Origin of the sequence: Pseudideonella sakaiensis, assembly GCF_048320135.1 — a bacterium.
GTDB classification, from domain to species: Bacteria; Pseudomonadota; Gammaproteobacteria; order Burkholderiales; family Burkholderiaceae_C; genus Ideonella_A; species Ideonella_A sakaiensis_A.
This window is the reverse complement of sequence record NZ_CP182947.1, coordinates 5,202,860-5,223,860: the sequence shown is the minus strand read 5'-3', so window position 1 is coordinate 5,223,860 and position 21,001 is coordinate 5,202,860. Positions and strand designations below refer to the sequence as shown.

Annotated in this window: 17 protein-coding genes and 1 pseudogene; 13 read left to right on the top strand and 5 right to left on the bottom strand. The window is 64.7% G+C overall.

Annotation, left to right across the window (positions count from 1 at the left end; translation table 11 throughout):
• Nucleotides 1-138 precede the first annotated feature (138 nt).
• The 6 genes and pseudogenes from ACNH6H_RS23960 to ACNH6H_RS23935 all read left to right on the top strand — a co-directional run.
• Nucleotides 139-1,116: a trypsin-like serine protease gene (locus ACNH6H_RS23960; protein ID WP_418320783.1), complete on the top strand. Its 978-nt coding sequence runs from the start codon at nucleotides 139-141 to the stop codon at nucleotides 1,114-1,116.
• 78 nt (nucleotides 1,117-1,194) lie between these two features.
• Nucleotides 1,195-2,589, top strand: a complete 1,395-nt coding sequence (locus ACNH6H_RS23955; protein ID WP_418320782.1) for an undecaprenyl-phosphate glucose phosphotransferase — start codon at nucleotides 1,195-1,197, stop codon at nucleotides 2,587-2,589.
• Nucleotides 2,590-2,604: 15 nt separating this feature from the next.
• Nucleotides 2,605-3,882, top strand: a complete 1,278-nt coding sequence (locus ACNH6H_RS23950; protein ID WP_418320781.1) for a hypothetical protein — start codon at nucleotides 2,605-2,607, stop codon at nucleotides 3,880-3,882.
• A gap of 204 nt (nucleotides 3,883-4,086) precedes the next feature.
• On the top strand, nucleotides 4,087-4,545 hold the full coding sequence (locus ACNH6H_RS23945; RefSeq protein ID WP_418320780.1) for an FxDxF family PEP-CTERM protein: 459 nt from the start codon (nucleotides 4,087-4,089) through the stop codon (nucleotides 4,543-4,545).
• A gap of 171 nt (nucleotides 4,546-4,716) precedes the next feature.
• Nucleotides 4,717-5,301, top strand: a complete 585-nt coding sequence (locus ACNH6H_RS23940; protein WP_418320779.1) for a PEP-CTERM sorting domain-containing protein — start codon at nucleotides 4,717-4,719, stop codon at nucleotides 5,299-5,301.
• A 321-nt stretch (nucleotides 5,302-5,622) separates the two neighbouring features.
• Nucleotides 5,623-6,039: pseudogene (locus tag ACNH6H_RS23935) on the top strand (MFS transporter); the annotation flags it as partial.
• A gap of 7 nt (nucleotides 6,040-6,046) precedes the next feature.
• Here ACNH6H_RS23935 and ACNH6H_RS23930 read toward each other — a convergent pair.
• The gene (locus ACNH6H_RS23930) at nucleotides 6,047-6,856 is read right to left on the bottom strand and encodes a PEP-CTERM sorting domain-containing protein (protein WP_418320778.1); all 810 of its coding nucleotides are present in this window, start codon (nucleotides 6,854-6,856) and stop codon (nucleotides 6,047-6,049) included.
• A 124-nt stretch (nucleotides 6,857-6,980) separates the two neighbouring features.
• Here ACNH6H_RS23930 and ACNH6H_RS23925 point away from each other — a divergent pair, with 124 nt between their 5' ends.
• Both ACNH6H_RS23925 and ACNH6H_RS23920 read left to right on the top strand, forming a co-directional pair.
• On the top strand, nucleotides 6,981-8,207 hold the full coding sequence (locus ACNH6H_RS23925; protein ID WP_418320777.1) for an MFS transporter: 1,227 nt from the start codon (nucleotides 6,981-6,983) through the stop codon (nucleotides 8,205-8,207).
• Nucleotides 8,208-8,351: 144 nt separating this feature from the next.
• Nucleotides 8,352-9,689 carry a helix-turn-helix transcriptional regulator gene (locus ACNH6H_RS23920; protein WP_418320776.1) on the top strand — a complete coding sequence of 446 codons (1,338 nt, stop codon included), beginning with the start codon at nucleotides 8,352-8,354 and terminating at the stop codon, nucleotides 9,687-9,689.
• On the opposite strand, the gene ACNH6H_RS23915 is transcribed toward ACNH6H_RS23920, so the two are convergent.
• A complete protein-coding gene (locus tag ACNH6H_RS23915) occupies nucleotides 9,599-10,201 on the bottom strand; it encodes an FMN-dependent NADH-azoreductase (protein ID WP_418320775.1) in 603 nt (200 codons plus the stop codon). The genes ACNH6H_RS23920 and ACNH6H_RS23915 overlap by 91 nt on opposite strands.
• Before the next feature lie 116 nt (nucleotides 10,202-10,317).
• On the opposite strand from ACNH6H_RS23915, the gene ACNH6H_RS23910 reads away from it, so the two are divergent.
• Both ACNH6H_RS23910 and ACNH6H_RS23905 read left to right on the top strand, forming a co-directional pair.
• Nucleotides 10,318-11,244, top strand: a complete 927-nt coding sequence (locus tag ACNH6H_RS23910) for a LysR family transcriptional regulator (protein ID WP_418320774.1) — start codon at nucleotides 10,318-10,320, stop codon at nucleotides 11,242-11,244.
• Nucleotides 11,245-11,300: 56 nt separating this feature from the next.
• A complete protein-coding gene (locus tag ACNH6H_RS23905; RefSeq protein ID WP_418320773.1) occupies nucleotides 11,301-11,633 on the top strand; it encodes a hypothetical protein in 333 nt (110 codons plus the stop codon).
• Between the two features lie 152 nt (nucleotides 11,634-11,785).
• Here the strand turns inward: ACNH6H_RS23905 and ACNH6H_RS23900 are convergent, their stop codons facing one another.
• Nucleotides 11,786-13,183 carry a UDP-glucose dehydrogenase family protein gene (locus ACNH6H_RS23900; protein ID WP_418320772.1) on the bottom strand — a complete coding sequence of 466 codons (1,398 nt, stop codon included), beginning with the start codon at nucleotides 13,181-13,183 and terminating at the stop codon, nucleotides 11,786-11,788.
• Between the two features lie 274 nt (nucleotides 13,184-13,457).
• Nucleotides 13,458-14,726 carry a type IV pili methyl-accepting chemotaxis transducer N-terminal domain-containing protein gene (locus ACNH6H_RS23895; RefSeq protein ID WP_418320771.1) on the bottom strand — a complete coding sequence of 423 codons (1,269 nt, stop codon included), beginning with the start codon at nucleotides 14,724-14,726 and terminating at the stop codon, nucleotides 13,458-13,460.
• 217 nt (nucleotides 14,727-14,943) lie between these two features.
• Here ACNH6H_RS23895 and ACNH6H_RS23890 point away from each other — a divergent pair, with 217 nt between their 5' ends.
• The gene (locus ACNH6H_RS23890; RefSeq protein ID WP_418320770.1) at nucleotides 14,944-16,218 is read left to right on the top strand and encodes an MFS transporter; all 1,275 of its coding nucleotides are present in this window, start codon (nucleotides 14,944-14,946) and stop codon (nucleotides 16,216-16,218) included.
• Nucleotides 16,219-16,259: 41 nt separating this feature from the next.
• On the opposite strand, the gene ACNH6H_RS23885 is transcribed toward ACNH6H_RS23890, so the two are convergent.
• The gene (locus ACNH6H_RS23885) at nucleotides 16,260-18,017 is read right to left on the bottom strand and encodes a protein kinase domain-containing protein (RefSeq protein ID WP_418320769.1); all 1,758 of its coding nucleotides are present in this window, start codon (nucleotides 18,015-18,017) and stop codon (nucleotides 16,260-16,262) included.
• A 62-nt stretch (nucleotides 18,018-18,079) separates the two neighbouring features.
• Here ACNH6H_RS23885 and nirB point away from each other — a divergent pair, with 62 nt between their 5' ends.
• On the top strand, nucleotides 18,080-20,542 hold the full coding sequence (nirB, locus tag ACNH6H_RS23880) for a nitrite reductase large subunit NirB (protein WP_418320768.1): 2,463 nt from the start codon (nucleotides 18,080-18,082) through the stop codon (nucleotides 20,540-20,542).
• Nucleotides 20,539-20,964, top strand: coding sequence for a nitrite reductase small subunit NirD (gene nirD / locus ACNH6H_RS23875; protein WP_418320767.1), 426 nt, complete (start codon nucleotides 20,539-20,541; stop codon nucleotides 20,962-20,964). Before nirB ends, nirD begins: the two co-directional genes overlap by 4 nt.
• The last annotated feature ends 37 nt before the right edge of the window (nucleotides 20,965-21,001 follow it).

The window sequence follows — 21,001 nt, the reverse complement described above, 5'->3', positions numbered from 1 at the left end:
GCTCGCGCGACCTTCCGGATTCATCGACAGGCCTGCGGGAGACCTTTAACGGCAACTTGTAAGCAATTGCCTACGGCCGCGGGAGCCTTGTTACAAACGCTGCCCCATTCTGAGAACAGCCCCTTTGTACGCTCCTCGATGGGGTTTGCCTCCCCCCTGTTCAAGGCGTTGCCGCGCAACACCTCGACACAGAAAATCGGCCGCGCACCCGAATTCGTATCCGGCATGCGCATGTCATCCATGAACCCATGCCACATCATTGTCCGGTTATCGCCCTTGCGATGCCTGAAGAAGCAGGCAATGCCCCTGCTTTTTGTTCTGCTCGCATGGGTAGCCACGCCTGGTCTTGCGCTGACCGCGGCGACCACCGCGCCGGCGAATGCCTACGCGCACATTGGCAATGTCGGCGGAACGAGCGGCGTCTTGATTGCACCGAACTGGGTGCTGACTGCGGCTCACAACATCAGCGGATCCGTGCTTGGCAGTTTCGAGTCGGAAGCAGGCACCTCGAATGTGTTGGCCAGCTATAAATATCCTGGCCACAGCTATCCGAGCCACGACATTGGGCTGCTTTATCTCGCCACATCGCTCAATGCAGGAGGCGCCTTCCCGCTGCTGAACAGCACGGCGATCGGCCAATCTCAGGTCAGAGGTCTGGGGCCAGTGACATTGACGAGCGCAAAGCGCGGAACTGCAGGCAGGCCAGTCACCGGAGTTGGCAGTGTTGCACTGGCCCTCGATACGGTCGTTTGGGAAGGTGCTACGCATACGCCCAATTGGCTCATCACTTCCGGTCCGGTCTACGTTGAAGGCGGCGACAGCGGCGGCGGATTGTTCATGGGCAACGTCGATTCCAGTAGCAATGCCGTGCTGCTCGGGGTGACAACGACGCTGCTGGGCGGGGGCGGATTCAACTCTTCTGGCCACGTGCAGACGGCGCCGTACATGCCGTGGATCAACAGCACGATCAGGAGTGTGACTCCCGGCCAGGCCGCGCAGTGGACGATGGCGGTGTCGCCGGTACCGGAACCGCCGGCGGTATTGATGATGGCACTCGGGCTCGGCTTCTTGTATCGACGGCGCAAACACACCCGCGCGGCTTTTCCTCCCCATTGAACTGATTCCGACCGGGCCGGGCCCGGTTCATGCGTGCCTTGTCTACACGCACTTTCCCATCGCTATTGCTCCTGCCAGATGTTCGAAGACAAAGAATCCCGACAGACCTTCCTGACCGGCCCGCAATCGGTGCGCACGCTGGCTGCGGCTGTGCTCGAGCCTGCGCTGTCGGTGTTCGTCTACCTGGCGATCAATGGCTGGTACTACGGGTCGGTCAACCGTGCCGACATGACGCTGTGCCTGTTGGTCTTCGCGCTGAGCTTCCCGGGGCGTGACCGCTTCCGTGAAGGCTGGCTGCCGGCCGGCATCGGCATCCTGACCGACTGGGTCTTCCTGCTGCTGATCCTCGCGCTGTGCGGCTTTGCCACGCGCAGCTTCGGGCTGTTCGACGAAGAGATCCTGATTGCGTGGGCGATCCTGACCCCGCTGACCCACTGGGCGATGATGTGGATCGGGCGCTCGCTGCTGCGCGCGCAAGCCCGCAAGCCCGAGGCGGTGGACCGGGCGGTGATCGTCGGGGCCGGCACGCTGGGTGTGAAGCTCGCCAATTCGTTGGCGAAGTCGAAGGACCGGGTGACCGATGTGCTCGGCCACTTCGACGACCGCACCAACGGCCGGGTTGCCAAAGGCGCGGAAGGCAAGCGCCTGGGCTCGATATCGGAAGTGGCCGCCTATGTGAATGCCCACGGTGTGCGCAGCGTCTACATCACGCTGCCGCTGGGCTCGCAGCCGCGCATCTTGCAGTTGATGGAACAGCTGCAGGGCACGACAGCCAGCCTGTATTTCGTGCCCGACGTATTTGGCATCAGCATCATCCAGGGGCGACTGCGCGATGTTGGCGGCATTCCGGTGGTCGGGCTGTGCGAGACGCCGTTCACCGGCACCAGCGAGCTGGTCAAGCGGATCAGCGACATCGTGCTGGCGTCGATCATCCTGCTGCTGATCTCGCCGCTGATGCTGGCGATCGCGCTGGGCGTCAAGATGAGTTCACCCGGGCCGGTGATCTTCAAGCAGCGGCGCAACGGTTTGGACGGCGAAGAAATCATCGTCTACAAATTCCGCTCGATGACGACGATGGACAACGGCAGCGAGATCCGCCAGGCCACCAAGGGCGATGCACGCATCACGCCGTTCGGCGCCTTCATCCGCCGCACCTCGCTGGACGAGCTGCCGCAGTTCATCAACGTGCTCCAGGGCCGGATGAGCATCGTAGGCCCGCGGCCGCATGCGGTGGCCCACAACGAGACCTACCGCCAGCTGATCAAGGCCTACATGGTGCGCCACAAGGTCAAGCCCGGCATCACCGGCCTGGCGCAGGTGAACGGCCACCGCGGCGAGACCGACACCATCGAGAAGATGCAGGTGCGCGTCGAGCACGATCTGGAATACCTGCGCAACTGGTCGCTGCTGCTGGACCTGCAGATCATCCTCGCGACGATCCGGCTGGTGGTGCGCGACAGCAAGGCGTATTGAACGACAACAACAAGAATGCACCCTGACATTTGCCCTCGCCAGCGGGAGCCCCGCCCCGTTCACACCGTCTTCTTCGCCGCCGCGCTGCTGGCATGCGGCTCTGCGCAGGCGCAGGCCGACCCCAACACCTTCATCGGCGCCAGCCAGGCCTTCACTTACCAGAGCAACATCTTTCGAACGCCGGACGGGCAACCGGCCAGCTCGGACACGATCTCCAGCACCGGCATCGTGGCCGGCACCGACATCGCCCTCGGCCGCCAGCGCCTGCATGCCAATGCCAACGTGCGCAGCAACAACTTCCGAGATCAGGACCAACTCGACAACGTCAGCTACGGGCTGACGACCGGGCTCGACTGGCAGACGCTGCACCGCCTCTCGGGCAGCCTGAGTTATGCGGCGAACCGCAACCTGGCCAGCTATGCGAGCGACATCAATCTGCCGCGCCTGAACAGCAAGAACATCGAAGAGTCACGCCAGTTCGACGCCACGGCAAGGATCGGTGGCACGACACGGCTGAGTTTCGAGGCCGGATACCAGCACCGTGAGCGCCGCTACTCGGCTCCGCAGTTCGACCCGCAGGAATTGAAGCAGTCAGCCGTCAAGGTCGGCGCCCGTTATCGGCCCAGCGCCGCGCTTACCGTTGGCGCCGGTCTGCGGTTCACCGAGGGCCGATTCCCGCTTTATCGCCAGGGGCCGGGCGGCATCTACGTGGCCGACAAGTTCCAGCGAAGGGATGTCGACCTGAGTGCCACCTGGACGCCGAGCGGGCGCAGCGCGCTGAATGCGCGAGTGAGCATCGGCCGCCAGACCCACTCCGAAGCTCGGCAGAACGAGTTCTCGGGAGTGACCGGTGCTTTGGCGTGGACCTATCAGGCCACCGGCAAGCTGCAGGTGGTGACGACATTGACCCGCGACACCGGCGCCGAAAGCCAGTTCTTCGACGCAGGCAATGGCATCGTCGGCGAATACGGAACCAGCCGCCTCGCGACCGGTGTGCAGGTGGCTGCCCGCTACGACGCGACGGCAAAGACCCGGCTGCAGGCTTCGGTGGCGCATACGCACCGTTCGCTGAATGCCGACATCAGCAACCCCGCCGTGGGCGCAACGGCGAGCCAATCCGGCTCGGACAGCACCACGAAGGTGAGCCTGGGCGCGCGTTACGTGCCGACCCGCAATGTTGCGGTGGACTGCGGTGTCGCGAAGGAAAAGCGCTCGACCTCGACGACGCTGTCGTACGACTACTCGGCAGAGTCTGCGAATTGCGCGGTGCAGGTGCAGTTGGATGTGCGGTGAACAGGAACAGCCACCAGAAAACAATGATGTTCGCGGGCTCGGCTTGGCGCGGGGTCTGCTTGAGGACTGTTACGTTCAGAACGTTGTGAAACCCCCTGAACAGGGGCCTGAAAGATGGTGTAACGAGTCGTACACTGACATCGCGCACCCCCTAATAGGTCGTGCCCTGTATTCGCAGCTCAGCAACACTTTTTTGAGGAAATCATGAAACTGAAATACATCGTCGGCCTGTGCAGCATGGCGTTTTCGATCAGTGCCGCAGCATTGCAGACGCCGATCGTCCAAGAAACATTCGCCCCTAACGAGACGAAGCTGATCAATTTCGGGCCGATCAGCCTCAGTTCGACGTCGGACGTCTCTGGCTCATTTTTCAGCGCTCAATCAATCAATTTCGGGTTCTTCACGCTAACGCTGAGCCCTATCACGTTCGGAGGTGCAACCTATTCCGGCACAAACACCGGGATCTCGCCAAATTTCTCGTTCGCAAATGTGGCGATGGGGACATACGATCTCAAGGCATCTGCTACCAGCAGCAACGGCGGCCTTGCGTTCATGGGCGCGAATTACACGGTGACAGCTGTACCTGAACCAGAGACTCTCGCCATGATGCTCGCGGGCCTGGGCGCGATCGGGTTCATGATCCGCCGCAGGAATGCAGGCTAGTGTGTGTTGCGTGTTGTAAGCCGACTTGATAGCTTGGGGTTGAGTTGCTTAGGCATCCCCATTGGCTTGCACTCAGCAAGATTGTGCAGTTCGCTAACGACATGCTTGTCACTGGCCGTGAAACATCCCGTGCAACTTCGCTTACATGAATCATCTTTCAAAGGATTTGCGATGAAAACGATTTCATTAGCTGCACTTACCACGATGGTGATGTTGGCCACGGGTCAAGCGCAAGCCGTGGCGGTGACTGACACAATCGACCACACCTCTGGTCAAGCCAATACCTATTTTGTCCCGGATGACAATTTGAAGTTGCAGTCGCCATACTGGCGCAATGGGACGCAAGACTGGGGATGGACCCATAACGCAATCACCGACCCCTTCACGACCGCCACCCTGAACATCAGCGCATATGATGTCGATTCGCCCTTCGAAGTCGATAACATTTCCGCCTGGAACGGTACGGATTGGGTACTGCTAGGCCCGCTTCAGGGTTTTGACGAGACCTGGAGCTTCGCTGAGTTCACCCTTGATAATAGTTTTTTTGGCAGCATCCAGTCCGGCTTGCAAGTTAAGGTCGACATAGACGTTGACAACGATGGATGGCTATTGACCTTGGCCAAATCGTCCCTTTCAGTGGACGGGGGTGCATTGCCATCGCCGATACCGGCAGTGCCGGAACCTGGAACTTACGCGATGATGCTAGCCGGTATGGGCGCGCTCGGCTTCGTGGCACGCCGACGCAAGCAGAAATAACCGTTGCAGACTGCATCTGCGAAAACCCGCTTCGGCGGGTTTTATCTTTATTGGGGCGAGCGGGCTAGACTGCGTCAGTTACTGGAGTGCGCCCGGGGAAGTCGATGAGAGGTGTCGGTCAAAGGCTACCCCTCGGTGAGTAGCACGCGTGACTGCCGCATTGAATCTCAGTTCCGCACTACTTCGTTGTCAAACAGATTTATCAGAGACGTACGATCTCGGGCATCGTGAAGCTCACCCGGAACGTCTTGATCTCGCCGTCTCCACCCTCGGCCTCGCCCAGATAACCGCCTGGTTACCAGCTCCTATTGCCTTGGCGTTTTGGCGAAGCCGATCGCCGCCGACACCGGCTGGACGCTGAGCCTGATCTACCTCGGCTTCACCGTCGCGGTGCTGATGATGGGCGCGGTGTCGACATGGGCCGGCCGGGCAACCGATCGGTATGGTGCACAGCGAGTGATGGCGGTTGGGGTGGTGCTGGTGTCGGTGGCGCTCGCGCTGCTGGCGATCAGCCGCAGCGAGGGCTGGTATCTCGGCGTCTGGGCGCTGCTCGGCATCGGCATGCGGCTGTGCCTTTACGACACCGCGTTTGCCGGGCTGGTGCAGGTGGTGCCGTCGCGCGGGCGGCTGGCGATTCCGTACCTGACGCTGTTCGGCGCGTTTGCGTCGACAATTTTCTGGGTGCTCGGCCACCAGCTCGAGCAGGCCTACGGCTGGCGCTGGACGCCGGCGGCGTTTGCGGCGATCAATCTGCTTGTCTGCCTGCCGCTGAATTGGATCGGCCTGTCGCGGCGCGAAGGCTATTTCTACGTGGAACGGTTCGACGCCTCGTCACCCACACCGCCAGCAGTCCGACACCAAAAAGCGCCAACGTAGATGGCTCGGGAACCGCAGTGACGGCTGTCACATTGCCCTGCACATTCAGACCTGCCGGATTGCCGGTATCGGTGACGCGAAATTGCAGCGTGTTAAGCCCAGGCAGAAAACCACCGGTAATCGAAAACGAATGTGAGCTGCGATAGTTCTGCACGGCATTCCCTGTCAGACTGAGGGTACCGGTGCCATTGGGTGTGTGCCCATTGAAGAGGATGCTGCCGTAGTTGTCGACGCTCCATGAGCCATCGAGGCGTGCGGTCGATGCATCGTATCCGGTCAGATCAAATACCAGTTGGTAGGTATATGGCGAGTTGATCGTTGAACGGGCATTCGCCGCTGTCGAGATCCACATCGACTGTGGAGATTTGAAATACAGCTGATGTTGATTCGAAGCCACGACGGCGTCGAAAGAACTGCTCACGCCCGGCCCTGCCACGATGTCCCAGCGAGGATCCGTCGCACTCGTGGCGAGCGTCGACCCGCTCGCATCCACCCCGGTGCCGATGTTGACGACCGTCACGGCAGTCGCCGCGCCAGCTGACAGTGCAAGCGCCAACGCCGCGCCGGCACGCAGCACCTTTGCAACTCCCGTTATCGCCTTTTCTGACCAGTAGCAATTCATGCACATTCCTTCTTGAAGGACCAGGCAAACCTCTGATCGGGCGATGATCGTCGTCAAGCCGTCGCTGTTACACAACCCCGCGATCGCGGGACTGCACAACGCCTAAAACTAATGCTGCGCGCCGGCTTGGACGGGCAATAGCCTTACGATCGCGGGCATCGTGAAGCCCCCCCGGGACGTCTTGATCATCGCCGTCACCACCCTCGGCCTTGCCCAGATCACCGCCTGGGGCACGAGCTTCTATTGCCTTGGCGTGCTGGCGAAGCCGATCGCTGCCGACACCGGCTGGACGCTGAGCCTGATCTACCTGGGCTTCACCGTCGCGGTGCTGATGATGGGCGCGGTGTCGACCTGGGCCGGCCGGGCGACCGATCGGTATGGCGCGCAGCGGGTGATGGCGGTTGGCGTGGTGCTGGTTTCGGTGGCGCTTGCGCTGCTGGCGATCAGCCGCAGCGAGGGCTGGTACCTCGGCGTCTGGGCGCTGCTCGGCATCGGCATGCGGCTGTGTCTTTACGACACCGCTTTTGCCGGGCTGGTGCAGGTGGTGCCGTCGCGTGGGCGGCTGGCGATTTCGTACCTGACGCTGTTCGGCGCGTTTGCGTCGACGATTTTCTGGGTGCTCGGCCATCAGCTCGAACAGGCCTACGGCTGGCGCTGGACGCTGGCGGCGTTTGCGGCGATCAATCTGGTTGTCTGCCTGCCGCTGAACTGGATTGGCTTGTCGCGGCGCGAAGCGCCGGGGGTCGCCGACAATGGCGCCGCGGCAACTGAAAAGACGCGCGCCGCCTCGATCGATGGCCCGCCGCTGACCGGTCAGCCACGCCGCATCGCGATCGGGCTCCTCGCGCTGGTGATGGCGCTGAACGGGCTGGTGTTCGGCGTCGTCACGGTGCAATTGGTGCCGCTGCTCGAGGCGGCGCAGCTGTCGACAACCGCCGCGGTGTGGATCGCATCGACAAAAGGTTTCGGCCAGTTCGCCGGCCGGGTGGTTGAAATCGTTTTCGGCCGCCACCTGCGCGCGATCACGGTGGCGCGGCTCGCGATCGGCGCCCTGCCCTGGTCGTTCGTCGTGCTGCTGCTCGGGGCCGGGCACTTCCACGCGCTGCTGCTGTTCACGCTGCTGATGGGCGCATCGCAAGGCGTCATCACGATCGTCCGCGGCGCGTTGCCACTGGCGCTGTTCGGCAGCGCCGGTTATGGCGCGGTGCTCGGCCTGCTGGCGACACCAGTGCTGATCGTCAATGCCGGCGCGCCGACGCTGTTTGCGCTGATCGTCGATGGCTGGGGTTGGGAGGTTGCCGAGGTCGTGCTGCTGGTAGCCGCGGCGGCTTCTTGGCTGACGATGGAGGGGATGGCGCGGTGGTATCAGCGGCAGCGCGCCGTTGTCGTCGCGCAACCCGGGCACTGACGCTCGAGCTTGTTACCGCCAGCGTTGCCGCCCAGCTACGCGCCTCCCGCAGTCAGGGGATTTTTCCAAACCGCCCGCTCGCAGACGATCGCCATCGGCGCGGCGCAAAAGTGCGCCGATCAGCGATGCAATGACAGGAGCGCGATGTCTGAATCGGATCACTTGTTTGATGCGTGCCTCGATGGGCTGTACGGCAGCATCTGCGACCCGGGCAGGATAGCCGAGGCCTTGCAGGCGATCCGCCACTACACGAATGCCGCTTCCAGCACGCTCGCCAGCTTCGATGCCGAAGGCAATGTTGCCGGGTTCAACGCGGTGAACTTCCCAGCCGGGATGCAGGCGGCATGGATGCAGTACTACGCCGGCCTCGACCCGCGCCGCACGATCGCGATGGCGCAGCCGGTCGGGCATTGGGTGACGGATGACCGGCTGATCGACCCGCTGCACAGCCCGTCGCGCGAATATGCGAATGATTTCGCGGTGCCGATGGGCATGCGCTGGATGCGCGGCGGCAAGGTCTACGACGGCAAGTTCGGCTCGGCGACGCTGTGTGTGCAGCGCCCCGGCCATGTCGCGACATTCGATGACGACATCGTGCAGCGCCTCGACAGGTTGCTGCCGCATGTGCAGCGGGCCTTCGGCCTGCGGCTGGAACTGAATGCGCGGCTGCCGGCGATTTCCGCCGCGATGCTGAGCCTCGACCTGCTCGACATCCCGTTGTGTGTCGTCAATGGCGATGCCAAGCTGCTGCACAGCAACTCGGCCGGCGAACAGGTGCTGCAGAAAAGCCGCTGCGTCCGGCTGCGGACCGGCCGGATCGGTGCGTGTTCTGCCAATGCCGACGCCTTGCTGCGCGAGGCGATCCGCAAGGCCTGTACGGCGAATCCGCGCGAGGCGTCTGCCTTCACGCTGCGCGATCCGTTGCAACCCGGCGCCGCTGAGTTGTCGCTGCGCATCCGCGTGATGCCGCTGCCGTTGACGCACCCGCTGATGGTTGGCCCGAGCGAACCGCATGCGGTGATTGTTCTCGACCACGGCAGGAATGCCGTCGACCCGGTCCACCTGCAGGCCTTGTTCGGCCTCAGCCGCAGCGAGGCGAGCCTGGCGGTGCTGCTCGCCGCCGGCCATCCCGCGAAAACCTGCGCACGCCTGCGCAATGTCGGCATCGCGACGGTGCGCACGCAGATCGCCAACATCCTCGCGAAGACGGGGTCGGCGTCGCAGATCCAGTTGTGTGCGGTGCTGGGGGCGATGGTGCCGCTGCGGGAGGGTGGAGAGAGGGGCGGGATCTTTGTTCCGCGAAGGAGCACCGAGGAACTCGACCACCCTCACCCCGGCCCTCTCCCGGGGGGAGAGGGAGGAATACCAGCTTCACTTGCGCGGGGCGGGGGTCAGGCAGCCAGTGCGTCCTCGATCTGCTCGTTGGCCGAGGCCACTGCTTCCTTCTCGGCGTCGGCGCCCATCGCCAGACCTTCGGCGTAGACGAACTGCACGTCGGTCATGCCGAGGAAGGCGAGCACGGTCTGCAGGTACGGCACCTGGGTGTCGGCCGGGGTGTTGCGGTATTTGCCGCCGCGGGTCAGCACGACGTAGATCTTCTTGCCGGTCAGCAGGCCGACCGGGCCTTTTTCGGTGTACGCGAAGGTGACTTTCGCGCGCGAGATTGCATCGATCCAGTTTTTCAGCTGCGACGAGACGCCGAAGTTGTACATCGGCACGCCAAGCACGACGGCGTCGGCGGCCTGGATCTCGGCGATCAGCGCATCGTCGAGCGCAACGCGTTCGGCCTGCTGCGGCGTGCGTTGCTCGGCCGGCGTGAACAAGGCGCCGAGTGCCGCTTCATCGAGCGCCGGGTGCGGCGTGCGGGCGAGGTCGCGGATCGTCAGCGACGCGCCGGGGTTGGTTTCGGTGAGCCGCTCGACAAGGCGACGTGCAAGCTGGCTGGAATGCGATCCGTCTTGGCGGGCGCTGGAATTGATTTGTAGGATGTTCATGGGGTGCTCCGGAAGATGGGTGGAAGTGCGATGGAGCCAATGTAATCATCCCGAAATCATTCCGGAAGCCATTGAAATGGATATCATTGTTCGACTGACGGAACAATGAGGGCGCGATGGCGGTTGAACCGAATGACCTGATGCTGTTTGCGCGGGTCGCGAACGAAGGCAGTTTCAGCCGCGCGGCCGAGCGCGCCGGTGTGCCGAAGTCGACGGTGTCGCGGCGCATCGCCGCGCTTGAAGGCGAACTCGGCGAGCGGCTGCTGCTGCGCACGACGCGCAAGCTGACGCTGACCGATTTCGGCCGCGGCGTGCTCGAGCATGCGAACCAGGTGGTGGCCGAATCGGAGGCGGCATCGGCGCTCGCGCAGCATCTGCAGGCGGCGCCGAGCGGGCGGTTGCGCATCTCGATGCCGAACGACCTCGCGATGATGTTGCCGCGGCGGCTGCTTGCCGATTTCATCGCCGCGTTTCCGCTGATCTCGCTCGAGCTCGACCTGAGCGCGCGCCGCGTCGACCTGATCGGCGAGAACTTTGATCTCGCGCTGCGGATGGGCGACCTGCCCGACGATGCGACGCTGGCCGCACGCTCGATCGGCTCGTTGACGATCGGCCTGTTTGCATCGCCCGACTACCTGCGCCGGCGCGGCATGCCGAGCGAGCCGGAAGCGCTGATGGCGCACGACACCTTGCGGCTGCTGCAGCGCAATGGCGAACCGGCTGCGTGGCGGCTGCTGCGCGGCGAGATGCAATGGCAAGGCATACCTCCGGGCCGCGCGACGATCAACTCGCCGTTGATGTTGTGCAACCTCGCGGTGGCCGGCAGCGGCATCGCGGCCGTCCATCATCTGTATGCGGCGCCTTATATCGAGCGTGGCGAACTGATGCCGGTGCTGGCCGACTGGTGCCTGCCGCCGGCCAGTGCGTGGGCGGTATTTCCGGGCCGGCGGTTGATGCCGGCGCGCACGCGCGCGTTTCTCGATGCGCTGGAGGCGAGCACCGCAGCGGCGTGGAAGACCCCGCCAGTGGCCAAAGAAACCTGACAGCGCCGCGGTCGGGGCGTAAGATGGTTCGGTACCTTCCGCTTCCAGGCACTGCCGTGAACCGCAAAGCGCAACCGCCACCGGTCGATGAACCGGCGCCGATCACCGATGACGAGGCCCTCTCGGATGCGGTGAGCGATGAGCGGCTCGAGCGCGTCGTCAAGCACCCCGACGGTTATTACTGGACCGGGCTCGAAGGCCATGAAGAGTTCGGACCCTTCGATTCGATCGAGGAAGCGCTCGCCGACATGGAGGTCGAGGAAAACGAATTCGACACCGGGCCGCCATCGCTCGAGGAGATCGAAGACACGCTCGGCATTGCGGGCTGGATCGACCCGGAGACCGGCGAACCGCCGGAGGATTCGCATATTCGGCTCGAGGATCATTGAGGGATATTCCGTGGGAGCGGCTTCAGCCGCGATTGCGGTGTGGCTCGACCGCGGAATCGGGGCTGAAGCCCCTCCTACAAAGCGATTGCGGCCTGGCGCCGCCCTTGAATCGGGGCTGAAGCCCCTTCCACAAAATCAGGGTACGGCTTCGATCAATGCGGCATCGACCGCCCGACCGCGAAATAGCGGAAGCCGGCGTTCTTCATCGTCTCCGGTTCGTACAGATTTCGGCCATCGAAGATCAGCGGCGTCTTCAGCAGGTTCTTGATCGTTTTCAGGTTCGGGCTCTTGTAGGCCTTCCATTCGGTGACGATCACCAGCGCGTCGGCGTTGGCCAGCGCGTCCATCGGTTTGTCGGCGAAGCGCAGGTTGTCGAGCAAGGCCGGTTGATCGGCGAGGTCCGACTGCAAGGCCTTGAATGCTGCATCCTCAGCCACCGGATCGTGCGCCACCACCCGGGCGCCGGCACGCAGCAGCGCATCGATCAGGACGCGGCTCGGCGCGGCGCGCATGTCGTCGGTGTTTGGCTTGAAGGCGAGGCCCCAGACCGCGAAGATGCGGCCACGCAGATCGTCGCCGAACTCGCCACGGATCTTGTCGAATAGCACGTGCTTCTGATCCTCGTTGACCGCCTCGACCGCTTCGAGCACACGCAGGCTCATGCCATGTTCGTGCGCCGTGTGATCGAGTGCCTTCACGTCTTTCGGGAAGCAGCTGCCGCCGTAGCCGGTGCCTGCATACAGAAAGCTGTAGCCGATGCGCGGGTCGGAACCGATGCCCTGGCGCACCAGTTCGATATCGGCGCCGACCTTGTCGGCCAGGTTGGCCAGCTCGTTCATGAAGCTGATGCGGGTCGCCAGCATTGCATTGGCGGCATATTTGGTGAACTCGGCGCTGCGCACATCCATCACGCGGCAGCGCTCGTGGTTGCGGTTGAACGGCGCATAGATCTCGCGCATCACGGCCAGCGCATGCTGACCGGGGGCGTCGTCGGCAACGCCGAGCACGATGCGATCGGGGCGCATGAAATCCTCGACCGCCGCGCCTTCCTTCAGAAATTCGGGATTGCTGACGACCGAAAAGCCGGTCGCGTTGGCGGCGACGGCATCGGCGTCGAGCTCAATCCCGCGGCGGACCAGTTCCTCGTGAATGACAGCGGAGACCTTGTCGGCGGTGCCGACCGGCACGGTCGATTTGTCGACCACGACCTTGAAGCCATGCATGTGGCGGCCGATGCTGCGCGCCGCCGACAGCACATGCTGCAGGTCGGCGCTGCCATCTTCGTCGGGCGGCGTGCCGACGGCGATGAACAAGGCCTCGCCATGCTCGATCGCGCCGGCCACATCGGTCGTGAAGCTGAGCCGCTCGGCATCGACGTTGTTTGCGATCAGCTGCTGCAGGCCGGGCTCGTAGATCGGCACGCCGCCGGCATTCAGGACCTTGATCTTCTCGGCATCGACATCGAGGCAGACGACCTGGTTGCCGAGATCGGCCAGGCAGGCGCCGGTGACGAGGCCGACATAGCCGGCGCCGATGATCGTGATGTTCATGGGCTGGTCCCAATCAGTTCCACAAAGGGATCTTGCCTGCAGGCAGGCTTGTGCACAACCCGCGATGCGTGCCTGCTCGCACCGCCTTACCTCAACAACATCTGAAAACTGTGCTCGTAGCGCCGCGTCAGCCGCTCGAACAGATCGAGCGGTTGCGTTCTGGACGCATTGCGGAATCGGGGCTGAAGCCCCTCCCACTGGATCCCAGCTGTGGGAGCGGCTTCAGCCGCGCTTCGGGCTGCGGAATCGGAATGCAGCCCACATGCCCTCCCCCCTACCCCAGCAACATCTGCAAGCTGTGCTCATACCGCCGCGTCAGCCGCTCGAACAATTCGAGCAGTTGATCGCTGCTGGTGCGCAATTCGGCTTCGCCGCCACCGCTCGCGGCGTGGCGCACCGCCGACAGCATCGCCGCCCATAGATCCCGCGCTTGCGCGAGGTCGGCGCGGATCTCCTGACTGCTCAGCGGCATCGCTTCGAGTTCGGCCAGCGCCTGCTCGAACGCGGCTTCAGTGTCGCGCGTCTGCTGCAGCGCGGCGGCGGCTTCGGCGCCGGGCAGAAGCCGCGCCAACAGCGCCTGCTTCGCCAGCCGCTGCGACAACATGCGTTGCCGGCCACTGAGGTTGATCACGCGCAGCGGTGCGGCGAGGCCGGCATTATCCAGTTGTGCTGTCAGCCGCTCGGCCTGCTGCAGCAGTTGCTCGGCGAGCGCGTCGATCACCGGCAGCGACGGCCTGGCATGTTGCAGCGCTGCCTCGAGTTGCTGCCACGGCAGCTCGACAGCATCCAGCAGGTCGCCATAGGTCGCGGCGGCAAGGCCGCGGCGCAGCGCCTGCAGGTTGCCGCGGCCGCGCTGCAGCAGGTCGGCCAGCCGCGCGGTATCGGCCGCCGGATCGTCAGAAAGCGACCGCAGCGCTGCCAGCTTGACGAGTTGCTGGCTGAACATGCGCAGCTGCCCGGCGCGGTTCACCGCCTCGGCGAAGCGGGCCGCATCGATCACCTGCTGCGAGACCTGGCCGACGCGGCAGTTGGTGTGCATCGACGCGACCTGCAGCATCCGGAACGCCTCGTCTTCCGGAATCTGCCGCGCGCGCATCAGCACCGCCTTCGCGCGGTCGACCAGCTTGCGTTCGTCGAAGCGCCGTTGCAGTTCGGCCAGCCGCTGCTGCAGCGCCTGCTCGCGGCGGAAACGCGCGATCGCCAGGTGCGCGAGCGGGCGCAGCCGGTGCGGCGCAAACGCATCGACCACATGTTCGGCAACGCCGGCGGCGAGCGACTGCTCGATTCGCTGCGCATCGGGGCTTTGCGTGAACAGCAGCACCGGCAGCGGGTGCGTCGCATGCAGGCCGGCCAGCGCAGCAAACACCTCGTCGTCAGGACGCGGCGCATCGACGACGACCAGCGCCGGATCGTGCTGCAACGCGTCGCGCACCAGATTGCGCCAGTCGCTTGCACCAATTAGGTGAAAACCCGCAGAAACGAGGTCGGCGGACAGTCCCGCAGGCGCCTGCGGGCTGTCGCTGACGAGCAGAACGGAAATCATGGTCCGCATTCAGCAAGGTCCGCGCCTGCCGCGGCGCTCGTGGCCGGGTTGGCACGCTTGCTGCTATGACCACTGCGGGCGTAACGACGCGCCCGGCCCGACACCTGCACACCCGCGGGGCCGAACTCACGATGCGGTGAGTACCCGTGTGCTTTCTGAACAAGCAGCCGTCCGCCCGCCCGGACGGACCAGATTCCAACCGTGTGGAGGGCAGGCCATGTCCAGCTTCAAGACCTTCTTGCGTTCCGGCCACTGGCCGACGCTTGCCGCGTCGTTTCTCTATTTCGATTTCTGCTTCGCGATCTGGGTGCTGAACGGTGCGATGGCGCCGTTCATCAGCGAGAGTTTCGGCCTCGATGCGGCGCAGAAAGGTTTCATGGTGTCGGTGCCTATCCTCGCCGGCGCGCTGATGCGCTTCCCGCTCGGCGTGCTGGCGCAATATATCGGCCGCAAGAATGCCGCGATGGTCGAGATGGCGCTGATCGTCGCCGCGCTGATCTACGGCTTTTTCCTCGTCGACAGTTACAACGAGGTGCTGGCGATGGGTGTGCTGCTCGGCATCGCTGGCGCCAGTTTCGGCGTTGCGTTGTCGCTCGGCTCCGGCTGGTTCCCGGCGCAATACAAGGGGCTGGCGATGGGCATTGCCGGCGCCGGCAACTCGGGCACCGTGCTGGCGGTGCTGTTTGCGCCGCCGCTGGCGATGAAGTTCGGCTGGTCGGCGGTTTATGGGCTGGCCGCCTGCACGATGCTGCTGCCGATGGTCGTGATGTGGTGGGTCGCGAAGGAGCCGCCGGACCGCGAGCACCAGACGCTGCGTGAACATGTCTCGTGCCTGTTCGAGAAGGACGGATGGGCGTTCAGCCTGATCTATGTGATCACCTTCGGTGGCTTCATCGGCCTCGCGAGTTTTCTGCCGACCTATTTCCACGACCAGTTCGGCGTCACGAAGGTCGAGGCGGGGCAATTGACGATGCTGGCGACGCTGATGGGCTCGGCGGTGCGCGTCGTCGGCGGCCATGTTGCCGATCGGCTCGGCGGCATTACGACGCTGAGCGGGGTGCTGCTGATGGTTGCGCTGACGCTGGTGCTGTGCGGTTTCTCCGGCGGCTCGGTCGTTGTCACGACGCTGCTGTTCATGGCGTGCTTCGCCGCGCTCGGCGCCGGCAATGGCGCGCTGTTCCAGCTGGTGCCGCTGCGCTGGCCGCTGACGACGGCGGTTGCCGGTTCGATGATCGGCGAGGTCGGTGCGCTCGGCGGCGGCTTCCTGCCGAATGCGATGGGCCAGTCGATGCAGCTGACCGGCACCTATCTGTGGGGTTTTGTCTCGTTTGCGGTGCTGGCGCTGGCGATGCTGCTGATGCTGCGCGTCGTGCAGATCCGCTGGACCCGCACCTGGGCCGAAAAAGGCGGCCGCGCCCGGCCTGCTGATGCGGCGTTGTCGACACCCGAAGACCGCGGCGCCGGCGCCGGGCTGAAGACGGCGCGGCCATGAGCGGACGACCGATCCGCTGCCGACCTGCCGCCAAGCCATCTTCAGCGTGGCAGGAAAAGCAGCCAGTAGATCAGCAGCAGGTTGAACAGCATCGCGACGGCAAAGGCGAGTTTCCACAACAGCGCCGGGTCGCGGTTGATCAGCGGCGTGGCCGGCGGCGCGCCAAGCTGGCGCGACGCGCCGCGTTCGAGCGCAAGCAGCAATTCCTCGGCGGTCTCGAAACGCTGCGCCGGGTCGATCGCGATCAGCTTCAGCACGACATGGTCGAGCCAGACCGGCACATCGGGCCGGCGCCGCGATGGCGCCGGCGGGTCGCTCAGGTGGCGGGTTCGCTGGTAGGGCTCGATCTCGCCGTACGGCAGGCGGCCGGTCAGCCACTGGTAAAGCGTGACGCCGAGCGCATAGAGGTCGCTGCCGCGATCGGCCGGCACGTGGTTCTCGCGCGACCACTGCTCGGGGTTCATGTAGCTCGGCGTGCCCGCGTGCAAGGTGCGCAGCGATTTCGGCTCGCTGCCGGAGATCGCCGCGCCGAGGTCAAGGATGCGCCACTGGCCGTCGTCGCCGAGGTGCAGGTTGCCGGGCTTGATGTCGCGGTGGATCACGCCATGCCGGTGCAGCCGGCCGAGCGCCTTGCTGATCGCGATCGCCGCGGCGACGATTTCGGCCACCTCGAAACGGCGGCCTGCGGCCAGATGCTGCTCGAGCGTGCGGCCGGCATGCCAGTCGTAGACGGTATAGCAGGCGCTCGGCTCGGCAACCTCGTGCACACGCACCAGCCCGGCCTCGGCGCCGGTGCCGCGGTCGCTGCCGGCAAACGGCGCGACGCGGCTGGCCAGCCAGGCCTCGTGGGCCAGCATCGCGCGCTCCTCGCGGTCGCTGGCACGCGCCTCGTGCAGCGTCTTGATCGCGACCAGCCGCTGCGTCGCGACATCGCGCGCCTGATACAGCCGGTGCACGCCGTTGTTTGCGACGGTGGCGGTGATCTGGTATCCGTCGAGCCGGTCGCCCGGTTTCATCGCACGCGGCAGCGGCAACTGGCGGCCCTGCAGCAGCCAGTCCTCGAGCCGGGCCTTCGCGAGGCCGCGGATGCGTACGACCAGCGCGCTGGCGTTGTCGCGGCCGCCGGCGGCCAGCGCAGCGCGCACCAACGCGGTGCTCGCCGCCTGCGCATCGGGCGCAGCGCCGGCAATCGCCGCAATCTGCGTGCGCGACAGCTCGCCATGCACGCCGTCGCTGGTCAGGATGAAGGCATCGCCCTGCTGCAGTTCGCCCTGCACGTAGTCGACGCGGACGCGGTCGTCGAGGCCGACCGCACGCGTCAGCCGGCTGCGCATGTCGGGTTGCTCGAAGCAGTGGTCCTGCGTCAGCTGGATCAGCGCCGCCGCATCGTCGCTGCCGCGCAGCAGCCAGGCGCGGCTGTCGCCGACGTGGGCCACCGTGTACGAATGGCCACGCAATACGAACGCGGTCAGCGTCGTCAGGCCGATCGCCGGCGCGCCGTCCTGGCGCACGCCCTGGCGGCGGCGGTTGTGGTCGGCAAGCCAGGCGTTCTGTGCGCCGATCAGCCGATCGAGCACCGCCGTCGTATCCCAGGTATCTGGCGCGGCGCCGTGGTCGTTGACCAGCGACAGCACCGTGCTGCGTGCCGCATCGCGGCCGCCGCCGCCGCTCGAGACGCCGTCGGCCAGCGCGGCGACGAGGCCATGCGCCTCGCCATCGTCGCGCCAGGCGCAGAAATCCTCGTTCAGCGGCTGCGGCCCGCGGTCGCTGGCCTGGCCGATATCGACATCAACACTCATCTTGTCCGGTTCTTGCAAGAAGCCGGCCCAGGCACCTCGCACGGTGCGCAAAAGGAAGCGCGATGAAAAAAATGAAGCTGGTGATGGTGGGCAACGGCATGGCCGGGGTTCGCACGATCGAGGAATTGCTGAAGATCGCACCCGACCTGTACGACATCACGGTCTTCGGTGCCGAGCCGCATCCCAATTACAACCGCATTCTGCTGTCGCCGGTGTTGTCGGGCGAACAGACGCTCGATGAAATCGTGCTGAACCCGCTCAGCTGGTATGCGGAAAACAACATCGACCTGCGCGCCGGCCGCAAGGTCGTCGGCGTCAACCGCAAGGCGCGCATCGTGCAGGTCGACGATGGCAGCGAAGTGGCCTACGACCGGCTGCTGATCGCGACCGGTTCGAACCCGTTCATCCTGCCGATCCCGGGCAGGCAGCTCGACGGCGTGATCGCCTACCGCGACATCGCCGATACCAACACGATGATCGACGCTGCGCAGAAATACCAGCATGCGGTGGTGATCGGCGGCGGCCTGCTCGGCCTCGAAGCGGCGAATGGGCTGATGTTGCGCGGCATGCAGGTCACCGTCGTGCATCTGGCCGACTGGCTGATGGAGCGCCAGCTCGACCGCACCGCCGCCGGGCTGCTGCAGAAATCGCTCGAGCAGCGCGGCTTGCGCTTCTTGCTCGGCACGCAGACGCAGGCGCTGATCGGCGACAAGGACGGTGGCAATGCGGGCCGTGTGATGGCGGTGCAGCTGAAGGGCGGCCTGGAAATTCCGGCCGACCTCGTCGTGATGGCCGCCGGCATCCGGCCGAATACCGAACTGGCGATCAAGATCGGCCTGCACTGCGGCGAGAACAACCGCAGCGGCATCGTCGTCAACGACACGATGCAGACGATCACCGATGCGCGCATCTATTCGGTCGGCGAATGTGCGGCGCACCGCGGCATCGCATATGGCCTCGTCGCGCCGCTGTTCGAGCAGGCCAAGGTCTGCGCGACGCACCTCGCTGAGTTCGGCATCGGCCGCTATGCGGGCAGCCAGGTCAGCACCAAGCTGAAGGTCACCGGCATCGACCTGTTCTCGGCCGGCAATTTTTCCGGCGGGCCCGACTACGAGGAGATCGTGATGAGCGATCCCTACGGCGGCGTCTACAAGAAGCTGGTGCTGAAGGACGACAAGCTGGTCGGCGCCTGCATGTATGGCGATACCGTCGACGGTGCGTGGTATTTCAAGCTGCTGCGCGAAGGCCGCTCGATCGCCGACATCCGCGACAAGCTGATGTTCGGCGAATCGAATATCGGCGACGCCGGCCATCAGGGCCACAACAAGGCGGCGGCGATGGCGGACGCCGACGAGGTCTGCGGCTGCAACGGCGTGGCCAAGGGAACGATCTGCAAGGCGATCAAGGAAAAGGGCCTGTTCACGCTTGAAGACGTGCGCAAGCACACGAAGGCGAGCGCATCGTGCGGATCGTGCACCGGCCTCGTCGAGCAGCTGCTGATGTTCACCGCCGGCGGCGATTATTCGGCGGCGCCGAAGAAGAAGGCGATGTGCGGCTGCACCGACGCCAGCCACCAGGAAACACGCGAGATCATCAAGGCCGAACACCTGCTGACGATCGACGCGGTCTACAAGCGAATGGGCTGGCGCACGCCGAACGGCTGCTCGAGCTGCCGGCCCGCAATCAACTACTACCTGATCAGCAGCTGGCCGAAGGAGGCCAGGGACGATCCGCAGAGCCGCTTCATCAACGAGCGCAGCCACGCCAATATTCAGAAGGACGGCACCTACAGCGTGATCCCGCGGATGTGGGGCGGCGAGACGACGGCCGACGAGCTGCGGCGCATCGCCGATGCGGTCGACAAATACCAGATCCCGACCGTCAAGGTGACCGGCGGCCAGCGCATCGACCTGCTCGGCGTGAAGAAGGAAGACCTGCAGTCGGTCTGGAAGGACATCGGCATGCCGAGCGGCCACGCCTATGCGAAGGCGCTGCGCACCGTCAAGACCTGCGTCGGCAGCGAATGGTGCAGATTCGGCACGCAGGACAGCACGCAGATGGGCAAGGACCTGGAGCGCGCGATGTGGCGGATGTATGCGCCGCACAAGGTCAAGTTCGCGGTATCGGGCTGCCCGCGCAATTGCGCCGAGGCCGGCATCAAGGACGTCGGCATCATCGGCGTCGACTCGGGTTGGGAGATGTATGTCGCCGGCAACGGCGGCATCAAGACCGAGGTCGCGCATTTCTTCGTCAAGCTCAAGACCGCCGAGGAGGTGCTCGAATACACCGGCGCGTTCTGCCAGCTTTATCGCGAGGAAGGCTGGTACCTGGAACGCACCGTGCATTACGTGAACCGGGTCGGCCTCGACCACGTGAAGAAGAAGATCCTCGACGATGCCGAGGGCCGCAAGGCGCTGTGGGCGCGGCTGCAGTTCAGCCTCGACGGCGAACCCGATCCGTGGTTCGAATTCGACAAGGCGGCGGTCGATACGCGGCAATTCTCGAAACTGGAGCTGCAGGCATGAACAACGATTGGAAAAGGGTCTGCCGCGTCGACGACATCCCGGTGCTCGGCTCGCGGCGTGTCGACCGCGCGGCGGCGATACCGGTCGCGGTATTCCGCAATGCCGAGGACAAGGTGTTCGCGCTGCTCGACCGCTGCCCGCACAAGGGCGGGCCGCTGAGCCAGGGCATCGTCTTTGGCGAAAGCGTCGCCTGCCCGCTGCACAACTGGACAATCGGCCTCGATGACGGCTGCGCGCGCGGCGAGGATGTCGGCTGCACGCAGAAGTTTGTCTGCAAGGTCGAGGCCGGTGAGGTTTTTCTCGACCGGCATGAGCTCGCCACGCTGGCGCTCGATGTCAAGCCGCCGAAGGCCGGGCCGGGTGCATCGACCGGTGCGCTCGGTGACCAGAGTTTCGACGTGCAGGCGCCGCATACGGCATGAACACCCAATCGCGGCGCTCACCTGAATTCTGTGGGAG